9 protein-coding genes are annotated in these 13,584 nt (G+C 75.3%); all 9 read left to right on the forward strand.

Translation table 11 applies throughout. The features are described 5' to 3' along the window. Window positions 1-46: 46 nt before the first annotated feature. The 9 genes from eccD to ACWCXH_RS00870 all read left to right on the forward strand — a co-directional run bounded on the left by eccD (window position 47) and on the right by ACWCXH_RS00870 (window position 13,582). Window positions 47-1,444 (forward strand): type VII secretion integral membrane protein EccD, encoded by a 1,398-nt coding sequence (gene eccD / locus ACWCXH_RS00830; RefSeq protein WP_449799143.1) that lies wholly within the window; start codon window positions 47-49, stop codon window positions 1,442-1,444. A 13-nt stretch (window positions 1,445-1,457) separates the two neighbouring features. Next, window positions 1,458-2,795: a type VII secretion protein EccB gene (gene eccB, locus ACWCXH_RS00835; protein WP_449799144.1), complete on the forward strand. Its 1,338-nt coding sequence runs from the start codon at window positions 1,458-1,460 to the stop codon at window positions 2,793-2,795. A gap of 2 nt (window positions 2,796-2,797) precedes the next feature. Then, window positions 2,798-5,452 (forward strand): hypothetical protein, encoded by a 2,655-nt coding sequence (locus ACWCXH_RS00840; protein ID WP_449799145.1) that lies wholly within the window; start codon window positions 2,798-2,800, stop codon window positions 5,450-5,452. Next, the gene (locus ACWCXH_RS00845) at window positions 5,449-8,778 is read left to right on the forward strand and encodes a right-handed parallel beta-helix repeat-containing protein (RefSeq protein ID WP_449799146.1); all 3,330 of its coding nucleotides are present in this window, start codon (window positions 5,449-5,451) and stop codon (window positions 8,776-8,778) included. The genes ACWCXH_RS00840 and ACWCXH_RS00845 overlap by 4 nt, the downstream gene beginning before the upstream one ends. A 62-nt stretch (window positions 8,779-8,840) precedes the next feature. Further along, window positions 8,841-9,182: a WXG100 family type VII secretion target gene (locus ACWCXH_RS00850; RefSeq protein WP_449799147.1), complete on the forward strand. Its 342-nt coding sequence runs from the start codon at window positions 8,841-8,843 to the stop codon at window positions 9,180-9,182. A gap of 70 nt (window positions 9,183-9,252) precedes the next feature. Next, window positions 9,253-9,540 carry a WXG100 family type VII secretion target gene (locus tag ACWCXH_RS00855; protein ID WP_449799148.1) on the forward strand — a complete coding sequence of 96 codons (288 nt, stop codon included), beginning with the start codon at window positions 9,253-9,255 and terminating at the stop codon, window positions 9,538-9,540. 5 nt (window positions 9,541-9,545) lie between these two features. After that, window positions 9,546-10,154, forward strand: a complete 609-nt coding sequence (locus tag ACWCXH_RS00860; protein WP_449799149.1) for a hypothetical protein — start codon at window positions 9,546-9,548, stop codon at window positions 10,152-10,154. 155 nt (window positions 10,155-10,309) lie between these two features. Continuing rightward, window positions 10,310-13,060 carry a hypothetical protein gene (locus ACWCXH_RS00865; RefSeq protein ID WP_449799150.1) on the forward strand — a complete coding sequence of 917 codons (2,751 nt, stop codon included), beginning with the start codon at window positions 10,310-10,312 and terminating at the stop codon, window positions 13,058-13,060. Window positions 13,061-13,120: 60 nt separating this feature from the next. Beyond that, the gene (locus ACWCXH_RS00870) at window positions 13,121-13,582 is read left to right on the forward strand and encodes a YbaB/EbfC family nucleoid-associated protein (protein WP_449799151.1); all 462 of its coding nucleotides are present in this window, start codon (window positions 13,121-13,123) and stop codon (window positions 13,580-13,582) included. The last annotated feature ends 2 nt before the right edge of the window (window positions 13,583-13,584 follow it).

Genomic DNA, 13,584 nt, shown 5'->3' on the forward strand with positions numbered 1-13,584 from the left:
CGCCACGCCTTCCACCCCGTCCACCGCCTCGCCGTCCAGGAGCAGCATGTCGACCCCCGCGCCCGCCGGTGCCCTGCCGGTCACCGAGGTGTGCCGGCTGACCGTCGTCCACGCCGACGGCCGCTTCGACGTCTCCGTCCCCGTCTCCACCCCCGTCTCCGCGCTGCTCCCCGTGCTGCTGGGCAGGCTCGCTCAGAGCCCGCAGGAACGCGGCACCGTGCATGTGCTGCAGCGGCTCGGCGAGGACCCCCTCGACCCCGACGGCACTCCCGAGGGCCTGGGCCTGCGGCACGGTGACGTGCTCCACCTGCGGCCTGGCCAAGCGGCGCTTCCCGCACTGCACTTCGACGACGTCGCCGACGGCGTGGCCCAGGTGATCGGCGGTCGCGCGGACCGCTGGCAGCCGGTGGCGACGGTGCGCCTCGCGCTGACGGCCGGGGCGCTGCTGCTGGCCGTGCTCGCCGCCGCCCTGCTGAGCGGCGGCCCGGGAGCGCTCACCGCGACCAGCACCGGGGTGAGCGCCGCGGCGCTGCTCGCGGCCGCCTGCCTGGTCGGCACCCGGCCCGGTGCGCAGCGCGGCACCGTACTGACCGCCGCTGTGGGGGCCATGGTCCTGGCCGCGCTCGCGGGGCTGACCTTCCGGGGCGGGCCGGACCACACGTTCGTGCTCGGGCCGGTCGAGGTCGTCGCGGGCGCCGTCGCCACGGCGGTCGTCTGCGGCGTTCTGCTGGTCGTCCGTCCGCTGCCGTTCCTGCTGCCGGGCACCGCGCTGCTCACCGCGTTCGCGGCGGCGGCCGGCGCGGGCCTGGTCCGGGTGGCGCACTGGGACGCCGCGCAGGCTCTCGCGGTGGTCGCGGTGGCCCTGTTCGTCCTCGGCCAGCTCGGCCCCCGGCTGGCGCTGCGACTGGCCGGGGTGCGGGTGCCCGCCCTGCCGCACGACGCCGAGGAACTCCAGCAGGACATCACCCCCGAACCCCAGGAACGCCTGGAGCGCGCGGCCGGGGTGGCCAACGACTACCTGGACGCGCTGAGCCTGGCCTCGGCGGTGCTGTACGTGGCGGCCTTCTGGTTCCTGGTGCACGAGCCCGGCTGGATCAACCGGGCGCTGCCGCTGGTCCTCGCCGGGGCGGTGCTGCTGCGCTCGCGCGGGCTCACCGGTGTCCTGCAGCGGGTCTCCGCCGTGCTCGCCGGCACGCTCGGCCTGACGCTGCTCGTCTTCGCGCACACCTCCGCACACGGCACCGCCACCCGGATCCTGGTGCCGGCCGTGCTGCTCGCCGCGGCCGTCCTCCTGCTGGTCCGCGCTCCCCGGCTGACCGACCGGCTGCTGCCCGTCTGGGGCCACACCGGCGACATCCTGGAGACGGCCACGGTGATCGCCCTCCTGCCGCTGCTCCTCCAGGCCCTGCACGTCTACGGCGCGCTGCGCGTGCTGGCGAGCTGAGCGGGGGCCGGGCGTGCAGACACGACGCGACCACCTCCAGGCGTACCGCTTCGCCATGGCCCGCCTGGCCACCGCCCTCGTCCGGGGCGAGGTCGGCCGGGGCGAAGGACCGACCGGGCGGGCCACGCTCGCCACCGTGCTCGGCGCCGGCATCGTGGTGCTGCTCTGCGTCGGCTTCGGTGTCTTCGGGCTCATCTCCCCCGTGGCGGACACCAGTTGGCGCTCCCCCGGATCGATCATCGTGGAGCAGCAGACCGGCAACCGCTACCTCTACCTCGACGGACAGCTCCGGCCCGTGCGCAACTACGCCTCGGCCCTCCTGCTCGGCGGCAGGAGCAACGCCGTGCACACCGTCTCCAGCTCGGTGCTCGGCACCACCCCGCACGGCGCCCCCGTCGGCATCACCGGCGCCCCCGACTCGCTGCCCTCTCCCGCGAACCTGCTGCCCGGCCCCTGGACCTGGTGCCTGCGACCGGACCTGGCCGGCGGTCAGCTGCTCGACCTCGCCCCGGACGGCCAGAGCGCGGCGTTCCCCGAGGACCGGCAGGTCCTGCTCGCCGGCCCCGACGGGGCGCACTGGCTGCTGTGGCGCGGCGTCCGCTACCCCGTCCCCTCCGACGCCGCGCTGATCGCGCTCGGCCTGGACGGCGACCGCCCGGTGCCGGCCCCGCCGAACTGGCTCGCCGCACTGCCCACCGGCGCCCCGCTCGCCGTCTCCGTCCCGGACACCGGAAAGCCGGCCGGCCAGGTGGCCGGGCACCCGGTCACGGTCGGCCAGCTCTTCCGCACGACCACGGGCACCGTCCAGCACTCCTACGTGATGACCGACGCCGGCATCGCCCCGGCCAGCGCCACCGCGGCGGCCCTGCTCGCCGCCCGCCCCGGCGCACCGGCCGCCCTGACCGTGAGCGCGACGGACATCGCCGCCGCCCCCGTCTCCGCCGACCAGTCGCTGCTCACCGCGCTGCCCGACGTGCTGGGCGCACCCGGCCTGGACCCCGCGGCTCAGACCGCGTGCCTGCGCCAGCGGGCGGACAACGGCAAGCTGACCAGCCAGCTGGTCGTCGAGGGCGGCCAGGCCGCCACCGGGACCCGGGCCGTCCTGGTCCCGCCGACCCGCGGCATGCTCGCCGTCGACCTGGAGCAGCTCGCCCGCCAGAGCGGCAGCGCGCAGACGTTCCTGGTGACCGACCAGGGGATCGCCTACCCACTGGGCGACAGCCGCGCCGCCACGGCCCTCGGCGTCACCGGCACGCCGGCCACCGCGCTGCCGGAGGACCTCCTCAAGCTGCTGGGCCACGGCCCGACGCTCACCGCCCGGGCGGCCGCCGACACCGTGCAGGGGGGCTAGCCGTGCGCCTCGCCATGAAGCCCGTCCGCTCCGCCGGCCCCGCCCTGCGGATCCGGCCGGCCGGCCACGCGTTGCTGGTCCACCCCAAGGGGGAGCCGGACCCGAGTGCGCTGGCCTTCGCCGGCGCGCTCACGCCGGACGCCGAGCACACGCTGGTCGTGGTGGACCTGCTGCCCGCCGCCCTCGACGCCTCCTGGCCCTCGCTCGCCGACCTGCTGGCCCGCCGCCCCGGCAGCCTCCGCCTGGTCTTCCACCCCTCGGTGGAGGGCCCGCCGGTCGGGCAGCGGATCGCCGACCACCTGCGGCGCACGGTACTGACGCCCGACGGCGAGGTGCTGCCGACCGCCGGCGGCGGCCTGTTCGTCCCCGCGGACAGCGGCACCGGATGGCTGCGGCTGCGGCCCGGGCGCGCGGCCGAACGTGACTCGCACCGCTACCCCAAGCCGCTGTGGGAGTTCGCCACCTACGACCGCATCTGGGAGACGAGCCCGCTCGGCGTGGTCGAGCCCGTACCCGGCGGCGTGTGGGTGCGCAGCGCCCGGCCCGCCCAGCTCTCGGCCGGGCGGCACCGGCTGATCGCCGGCCTGCCCGGCCACCCGGGCGCGCTCACCGTGGTCCTCGGCAGCCCCGGCGGACCGGCCGTACCGCTGGCCGACGTGACGCGCTTCTGGGGCACCGTGCTGCCCTCGGCCCGCACCGGGGTGCGGTTCGTCCACTTCGGACCGGTCGCCCTTCCGGAGGGCAGCGGCGCACTGGGACAGGTGCTGGCGGACGCGTTGCGCCAGCGCGTCGTGCTCTCGCCGGGACCGGCGGCCGATGTCACCGGGCCCGGGGTGGGCGGTTGGGGGAACGACGGGCCGTCGCTCCAGGGCGAGACGGTCTACTCGCCGGCGCCCGGGTACCTGGCGGAGCCGCAGGCCTGGAACGTGGATCCGGACAGCTCTGCCACGCGTGTGGTGGAACCGCCGGACGTGGAGCGGCCAGCTGTTCCTGCGCAGGCACCGGCGCCTGTTTCAACGCCCGCTGCCGGGGCGGTCGTCGGGCTGCCGGAAGCACCGGCACTCGCGCCAACGCTCGCTGCCCGAGGGGTTGTCGAGCTGGGTCCGGTGTCCGGGAGCGGTCCGGAGCCCTCGGCCGAGCGCGTCTCCGCGCAGGAACCGGTGCCGGCGCCGTTGCCGTTGCCGTTGCCGTTGCCCACGTCCGTGGTGATGTCCTCCCCTGGTCCGGTCGCCGACTGGCCGGCTCCGGCCTTCGCGCCGCCGGCCCCCGCGCCTGCGACGGAGTCCGAGACGGTCAACGCGCCCGGCACCGAGCCCGGGCACGCCCCGGCGCCGGTGCTCCCCCCGCTCCCCGCACCCCTGTTGGAGTCCGCCCCGCCGGCCCCCGCACCCGACGCGGAGCCCGTGGCGCCGTCGGCCGCACCTGCGCCGACCACCCCGCAGCTCCCGTCCATCGAGCCCTCGAACGCCCCTGCCGACAGCCCCGAACCGCCGGTGATGTCCGACCCCGACGACATCCAGCCGCCGACGCCTGCGCCGTCGGCCGCACCTGCGCCGACCACCCCGCAGCTCCCGTCCATCGAACCGTCAAACGCCCCTGCCGACAGCCCCGAACCGCCGGTGATGTCCGACCCCGACGACATCCAGCCGCCGGCGCCCACCCCCGCACCCGCGATCCCCCGGATCCGCCTGGAGTCCGGCGCCCCCAGCGCGCCGCCGGTCGAGCCGGCCCCCTCGGTCGACGCCCCGACACTCCCGCCCGCAACGCCCGTCACGCCGGCCGTCCCCCCGGCCGCCATCCGTGCGCCCGGCGTGCAGGTACAGCCCGTACCGTCGGCCGCCGCCCGGGCGCTGCCGCCCGAGCGCGGGCTGGAACGCGAACGGGACTGGGTGCGCCGCAAGTTCAGCGCCCAGTACCACGCCGTCGCCGGCACGGTGGCCCGGGTGATGTCCGAGTCGCCGGGCCTGCGCAGCTCCTCTCGGGCCCTGGACGGCGACGCCCTCACCGACCTGGTGGCGGTGCGCCTCTACCTCTCCGGCGACAGCGCCGCGGTCGACGCCGCGGTGCGCGCCGGGACGGCCGGCCCGCACGTCCCGCTGGCCCGCTGCGTCGCGTCCGGCCTGTACCGGCTGCCTTCGTACCGGGGTGTGGCCCTGCTGCGGGCCGCGGTCACCGGCCCGGAGCTCGACTGGTACGAAGAGGGCAGGGCGGCCACCGAGTGGGCGTTCTGCACCGCCCGGATCACCGTGCCCGAGACGCCCGGCGACGGCACCACCGACTTCCTGATCTGGTCGATGACCTCGCGCCGGACCAGCCTGCTCGACCCCTCCGACCCGGACCGCGTGGTCTTCACGCCCGGCACCACGTTCAAGGTGCTCCGCGCGGGATCCGCGACGGAGCCCGTGCTGCTGCGCGAGCTGCTGCCGTCCGAGAGCGACGAGGACGCCCACCCGGACGCCCCCCGGCTGCCGCTGGACGAGATCGCCCTGGAGGGCCTCACGCAGGCCGCCGAGCAGTTGCCCGCCCAGGGCGCGGCAGCCGCCGGCCCGTCGGACCCGCCGCCCACGGCCCCACCCGGCCTGATCACCACCCCGCCCGAGCCGCCGGCCCGCGCCGCCCAGGGCACCCGTGCGCCTATCGAGGGAGCAACATCGTGACCCGGCAAGTCCTCCTGGTGTCCGCCGACCGGCCCGGCGCCCACCGGTCCATCGCCGCCGCACTGGCCGACGCCGCCGACGGCGCGCTGATCACCGTCGCACCGGGCCGGTACGACGAGGCGCTGACGGTCACCAGGGCGGTGACGCTGGCCGCCGAGGGCGCCGCCGGCACGGTGCAGATCCACTCCGCGGCCGGCAGCACGGTGGTGCTGGACGCGGAGGCCGTCCAGCTGTCCGGCCTGCTGCTGAGCGGCGCGGACCGCGAGGCGCCGGTCCTGGACGTACGGCGCGGGCAGGCCGCGCTGGACGGCTGCCACGTCGCCGGCGAGGCCTGGGCCGCGGTCCTCGCGTGGCACGAGGGCGTGCTCGGGCTGCGCGACTGCAAGGTGACCAACACCCAGGGCGCCGGGATCGTGGTGACCTCCGGCGGCGGCAACGTCGTGGAGCGGTGCGAGATCACCGACGTCGGCTCGTCGGCCGTCGTGGTCGCCGAGCACGGGCGGCTCACCGTGCGCGAGTGCGCCGTCCAGGGCGCGCGCGGCAACGGGATCTGCGTCAACGGCCACGGTACGGCGCTGGTCGAGTCCTGCCGCATCCACGGCAGCGGCAAGCCCGCGATCGCCGTCGAGCAGAACGGCCGCGCGGACCTGCGCCGGCTCACCGTCACCGGCAGCGCCGCCCTGGACGCCTACCTCACCAGCGCCGTGCAGACCCTGCTGACCGACTGCACGTTCACCGGCTCGGGCGGCCAGGCCGTCCACGTCAGCGGCGGCGCCACCCCGCTGCTGCGCGACTGCGTGATCGAGGGCGCCTCGACCGGCGGTGTGCAGGTCACCGCGGGCTCCCGCGCGCAGCTGGAGAACTGCCGGATCGCCGGCACGCCGGTGGGCCTGCTGGTCGAGGCCGGCGGCGAGGCGGACTGCGCCGAACTCGCCGTGACGGGCGCCGCGGTGGCCGCCCGGGCCACCGGCGAGGCGAAACTGACGCTGCGCCAGGCCGAGTTCACGATGGACGGCGGGCCGGGCGGCATCGGCCTGGACCTCGCCGAGCGCGCGCAGGCGGCACTGACCGGCCTGCGGCTGCGCGCCACCGCCGGCACCGGACTGGCGATGGCCGGCGGCGCCCGCGCCGAGCTGACCTCCTCCCACCTGGAGGGCTGCCGGACCGTCGTCGGCCCCGACTGCGAACTCACGGCCCGCGACAGCGGGTTCGCCGGTTCCGACGCCGACGGCATCAAGGTCTCGGGCGGCGGCGCGGTGACGGCGGTCGGCTGCCGGATCAGCGGCGCACGCGGCCACGGACTGAACGTCCAGGCCTCCTCCCGCGCGGAACTGGACAACTGCGCCGTCTTCGACAACTCCGGCGACGGCGTGCGCTGCAACACCGACGAGCCGGTGCGGGTGCACGACTGCGAGATCCGCGACAACGGCGGCACCCCGGTCCACCAGCTCAAGTCCGGCGGCCGGGTCTCGGTCGAACGCCTCGACACCGGCGGCGACGAGCGGGCCACGCCCACGGCGGGCGACCAGCGCGGACCGGCGGACAGCGCGGGCGCACCCCGTCACCTGGGCACCGGACCGCTGGCCGAACTGGAGGCCCTGGTCGGCCTGGAGAGCGTCAAGCACGAGGTCACCGGCCTGATCAACGTCAACAAGATGGCCCAGCGCCGCCAGGAGATGGGCCTGCCGATGCCGCCGATGAGCCGGCACCTCGTCTTCGCCGGGCCACCCGGGACCGGCAAGACGACCGTCGCCCGGCTGTACGGCGCGGTCCTCGCCGAACTCGGCATCCTCAGCCAGGGCCACATCGTCGAGGTCGCCCGCGCCGACCTGGTCGCCCAGATCATCGGCGGCACCGCGATCAAGACCACCGAGGTCTTCACCAAGGCGCTCGGCGGCGTGCTCTTCATCGACGAGGCCTACACCCTGACCAACCAGTCCCGCGGCAGCGGCCCGGACTTCGGACAGGAGGCCGTCGAGACCCTGATGAAGCTGATGGAGGACCACCGCGACGAGATCGTCGTCATCGTGGCCGGCTACTCGGCCCAGATGGACCAGTTCCTCGCCTCCAACCCGGGCATGGCCTCCCGCTTCGCCCGTACCGTGGAGTTCCCCAACTACAGCCCCGCCGAACTGGTCACGATCGTGCGCGGCCTGTGCGCCAAGCACTTCTACGAACTGGACGCCGGCGCGCTGGAGGCGCTCAACCGGTACTTCGAGGACGTGCCGAAGGGAGCCACCTTCGGCAACGGCCGAGTCGCCCGGCAGGTCTTCGAGGAGATGATCAGCCGGCAGGCGTCCCGGTTGGCCGTCCAGCCGCCGACGGACGACAGCGAATTGAGCCGGCTCAGCGGCGAGGACGTCATCACCGTCCCGGGTGAGCAGGCGGGCGCAGGCCCTGGCGTCCCCGAACCGACGGTGCCCGCCGCACCGGCCCCGGTGAGCGACGGGACGCACGCGAGCACCCCGCCCGTCGACACACCCGCACTGCGCCGGCTGGACGGCCTGACCGGCCTGGACGGCGCCCGGCTGACCCTCCGCTCCCGCCTGGCGCAGCTGGCCCGGCTCCGTGACGCCGGCGAGCCGCTCGCCGGCCTGGCGAACGTCCTGCTGCAGGGCCCGCCCGGCAGCGGCCGTCGCGCGCTCGCCGGGCTGTACGGGCGCGGCCTGGCCGAACTCGGCCTGCTGCCCACCGGTGTGACCCACCGGCTGGCCCTCTCGACGGTCCCGGCCCGGTGGGCCGAGCAGCCCGTGTTCCGGTTCGCCGCCGCCTGCACCGAGGCGGAGGGCGGGCTCCTCCTGCTGGACCTGGACCCGGCGTTCGCGGAGCGCGCGCCCGCCGCCCGGACGGCCGTGCTCACCGCGCTGACCCGGCTGGTCGCCTCGGGGCCGGGCGTCGTGCTGGCCCTGAGCGGAAGCGCACCGCACGTCATGGAGGTGCTGCGCGAGCACACCGACCTGATGGAGGCCTTCGCCGAGAGCGTCGAACTCGCCGGGTACCGCGCGGAGGAGCTCGTGACGCTCACCGACCGCCGACTGCGCTCGCTCGGCTTCCAGTTGGGCGAGGCGGCCGGCACGGAGTTGGTCGCGCGGTACTCCGCGGAGCCCCCGCAGGGCGGCGCGTACGCGGTGCACCGGTTGGCCGATGCGCTGGCCCGCTCGGCCCGCGCGCGCACCGTCACCGTCGAGGACCTGCCGCCCGCGCCCGCCCCGGCGTCCCCGCCGGTTGCACCCGCTACGCCCGCTGCGCCGGCCGCGCCGCCGCAGGCCGTCGCGGTCCCCCCAGAGCCCCGGACACCGGGCACCGCACCCCTGGTGCACTCCTGAGCCCGGCTCCGTGACCCCGCGCGGCGCGAACGCCGTGCACCCCGAAATGAAAGGACGTACCCATGGCACTGACCTCCGTGGAAATCCAGGGCATGACCGCCGCCCAGGGCACCTTCCAGACCGCCCTGGACGAGGCCAGCGGCTCGTACGCGCAGATGGAGGGCCAGATCGACGGCCTGCGCGGCAGCTGGACCGGCGAGGCCGCACAGATCTACCACCAGGCCATGCAGGACTGGCTGACCGACTTCCAGAAGGTCAACCAGGCGCTGACCACGATGCTGGAGAAGCTCGCCGCGAACACCAACGTGTACGCCAACACGCACGAGAACACCCAGCAGATCGCCGGCCAGGTGGCCTCGGCCATGGCCTCGGGCGTCACCGGCCTGCCCGGCTTCCCGGTCTGAGCCACCCCCTCTCACCGCCGACGGCGGACCTCACCGCCCCGGCGCCCCACCCAGCCAAGGAGAACGCAGCATGAGCACGTACACGGTCCAGATGGAGCAAGTCGACTACATCGTCGGCGAGATGAACGCCATCACCCAGAAGCTCAACCAGACCCTGGCCGACCTGGACAGCCAGGCCAAGATCAACCTCCAGGCGTGGACCAGCGACGCCCAGGCGACCTACGCCCAGGTCAAGGCGCAGTGGGACCAGGCCGCCGCCGACATGACGGCCAAGGCCACCACCGCCGTGCAGATGCTCGGCACCATCAACGAGTACTACGACCACGGTGAGCGCCAGGGCGTTCAGCTCTGGGGCTGACGGCCATGGCCGATCACTACATCCCCCTGCCGAAGAAGCCCCCGCCGCCTCCGCCGATCGTGCCGTACGGCGGGAGCACGTCCGTGCCCGACGGGACGGGGACGGGGACCGTCACGTCGCACACCACGTTCACCGCGCCGCCGGTGCCCCCCACGGACGGGCAGCACGACGGGACGTCCGTGGACACGGCCTCGATGGAGGGCTTCGCGCTCAACATCCAGCAGCTCATCAAGCCCACCACGGACGCGCGCAAGCTGCTGAACGCGGTCAGCGTCGCGCCCGGCGCCTTCTACCACGCCAACAAGATGCGCGTCTCGGTCAACGGCCCCAACGGGGACGACGGGCTGAAGAAGCAGTTCGAGAAGGTGCTGGACGATCTCGCCAAGGGGCTCACGGACCTGCACCAAGGGGTCCTCGACCTGGCGCAGAAGTACAAGACCATCGAGGACGCCAACCACATGACGGCCACCGACCTGCAGACCTACATGGGTAACGCGTCGTCGGACTTCGGCGGCCTGGTCACCGATGCCGGGGGCAGCCCTGGCACCGGTGGTGGCGGCGGCGGTGGCGGCGGTGGCGGTGGCGGCGGCAAGCCGAGCAATGGCACCACCTGACGTCCCCGCGTGCTGAACGGCGCCGTCCACGGCCGTCGGGACAACCGAGACCGTGGACGGCGCCCGCGCGGGGCCCCGTTCGGGCCACCGCGCCGCGGGCGGCACCAGGGCCGGCGGGCTGACGGACAGCGGAACGACAGGAGGGAGAGGGCGCGATGGGCGACCCGAACTACAACGGCAACGGCTTCAACCAGGGCAACGACGGCGCGGTCTACGGCAACCCCGGCTCCGACCCCGGCTCGGTGGGCGACTACGACACCTGGGACTGGAAGCAGATCGAGGCCGCCATCAACGGCATGGCCGCCGGCACCGGCGACGACACCGGCCACGGCAAGGCGGTCTCCGACCCGCAGTCGCTGCAGAACGCGGCCGACACCTTCTACCAGGTCCAGCTGGTCCTCGCCGGTGTCGCCAAGAGCCTTGTCGACCAGGGCAAGGCGCTCGCCGGCGAGCACGGCCCGTGGAAGGGCGCCGCGGCCGACTCCTTCATGACCATGCTGACCACCTTCTCCAAGCAGGTGCAGGCCACCGCCGACGTCCTGTCCGGCGGCTCGACCGGCACCTACGCCGTCCCCCAGCAGCTCGCGGACAACGCGGCCAACCTCGCCAACGCCCAGAACCTCATCTCCCAGATCGACACCTGGTACGCCAACCAGGCCATCGCCCAGGGCGTGCACGCGATGGACAACGGGCTCATCCCGATCAGCCAGAAGCCCGAGCTGGTCAAGATGATGACCGACGACATGCGCAAGGTGCTGAAGAGCCTGGCGAGCGAGTACCAGGTCACCATCGACTCCGTCCACGCACCCGGCCCGATCACACCGCCGGTCAACCAGCCCAACCTCCCGGACGACAAGAAGCCCGACACCAAGATCCCCGACCCGAAGGACCTCGGGGCGGGCGACCACGGCCCCGGCGGCGGCAAGGGCTTCAACCCGCCGGACCTGAAGAAGTTCAGCAGCGCGCCGCAGCCCTTCCCCGGCGACCTGGGGACCGGCAGCCACGGCCCCGGTGTCGGCGGTGGCGGCGGTATCGGTGGCGCCAAGGACTTCCCGGGGCTCGGTACCGGCACCGGTCTGCCGTTCCCCGGCAAGCTGGGCACGGGCGGCTTCGACCCCGTCGCCCTCGACCACGCGCTCAACCCGGGCGCCGGCGGCGGGGTCCACTTCCCCGGCAGCACCGGCGTGGGCGGGCTCGGGGGCCTGCCCGGCGTCACCCCGTTCGGCCTGCCCGGGACGACGGCCAACTCCCGCGGCGCCCGGTTCCCCGGCCAGACCGGTGCCGGGGCCGGTGAACTCTCCGCCCCGCACGGCACGTTCGGCACCGCCAAGCCCGTGGCCTTCCCCGGAGCCACCGGCGTCGGCTCCGGGACCGGCTCGCACGGGCTAGGCGGCGGCCTCGGTGACGGCCTGGGCAGTGGCGTGGGCAGTGACCTGTCCGGCGGCCTGGGCAACGGTCTCGGCGCAGGCTCCCCGGCGGCCTTCCCCGGCCGGACCAGCACGGAGTCCGGCCTGCCCGGCGCCTTCTCGCCGGCCTCCGGCAGCGGCCTCGTCTCCGAGGGCCCGGGCGCCGGCGCGGGCCTGGGCGGCGCCGGCATGCCGATGATGCCCGGCATGGGCGGCGCGGCTGCCGGACAGAACGCGCCGGGCGAACGCAGCGACGCCTCCGGCCTGCTGGACGCGAACGGCGAGCCGTGGGCCGGCAGCCCGCTCGCGAACGAGGAGGTCGGCTCCCCGCTCGGCACCGCCGCGGGCGGCGCGGCCCTGGACCTCCCGTCGGTCAAATCCGCCGACCTGCCCGAAGCCCAGACCGCTCCGGGCGCCACCGTCCTGCCCGGCTTCGGCGAGGCTGCGGGCGCAGCGGGCGCCCCCGGAGCAGCCGCCGAGGCGCCCGGCATGGGAATGCCGATGATGCCCGGCATGGGCGGCGCGGCTGCCGGACAGAACGCGCCGGGCGAACGCAGCGACGCCTCCGGCCTGCTGGAGAGCGACATCGAGCCGTGGGCGGACGAACTCGACGCCGCCGAGGAGGAGATCACCGCCGGTGCGCTCGCGGGCGGCCCCGGTCTCACCCTGGCGGGCGGCGGTCCGCTCGCGGTGTCCGGCGACGCTCCGCTCGGCGCCGAACCGGTCCAGCAGGAAGCTGCGGCGGAGCAGGCCGTCCTCGGCTCGGACGGGCTGCCGCTGCCGGTGCCGGGGGCGGTGGCGCCGACGGCACCGGCCGTCGTGCCGGAGTGGGAGGAGCCTGCGGCCCCGGTCGCGCCGGTCGTCGTCACCGCAGCTGCTGTTGCCGCCGTCGCCGTCGCAGCCACCACCATCGAGGAGAAGAAGAAGGCCGCCGCCACCCCGGAGGCCGAGGCGCCCGCAACCGCCGTGGTCGAGGCGTCGAACGAGCCCGAGGTGGCGCTCCCGGCTGCGGCTCCCCCGGCCGCGCCGGCCCACGCCGACCCGCTGACGGCGCCGCTGCCGCTGCCGACCGAGAGCGGCGACCACGAGGAGCACGAAGCATGGGAGGCGGCCGGCTCGGCCTTCGTCCCGCTGCTCTGGTCGGTGCCCACCGAGGAGGAGCAGGAGGTCACCGCTCCCGGCTACGCGACGGAGGCGGCCGCCACCTGGAGCGGAGAAGCAGGACGGGCGGAGCCCGAGGAGCCGCAGTTCGCGGTCTGGCGGCCGGACCGTTCGGCACCGGCCGCGGGCGCCGCGGGCCAGTCCGCGTTCACCTTCGACCCCGCCGCCGTCTCCTGCGGCGCCGGAGAGGCCGGGGAGGAGCCCCTCCTCCTGGAGGACGAGTCGAGCGAGGAGCCGGAGCCCGAACCGGAGGCTCCCCGCGGCATCGCCGACCTGCTGGTCCAGGAGAGCGACGCCTGGGGCAGAGCGCCGAAGGAGGGCTTCTCGGCCCTCGGCTGACGAGGCACCGGCCGACGAGGCATCCGACCCGATCCACAGCACGACACCCCGAGGAGGGGCATGAGCACCACACCGTACGACCAGGGCATCGAGGACCTGATGGCGCTGTACCACCGGCAGCGCGAGGAGGCCGTGGAGACCCGGCGCAGGATCAACGAGGTCACCGCGACCGCCACGGCCCCCCGGCAGGCCGTCGAGGTGACCGTCACGGCGCAGGGTGACGTCACCGCCATCGACTTCCCCACCGGCGCCTTCCGCCGGATGGCGCCCAAGGAACTGTCCGAGCTCCTGCTGACCACCATCAAGCAGGCCCGCGCCCAGGCGCTCCAGCAGGTGGCGGAGCTGACCTCGCTCGGCCTCCCGCCCGGCGTCTCCGTCGCCGACCTGCTCCAGGGCAAGGCCGATCCGACGGTCCTGCTCTCCGAGGACCCGACGATGCCCGACTCCGTACGGGACTACCTCGCCGCAGGCCGCCCCACCGCGGGCCGCAGCGGCGCCCGGCGCACCGGAACGGAGGGCTGACG

This window comes from Kitasatospora sp. NPDC001660 (assembly GCF_053596725.1).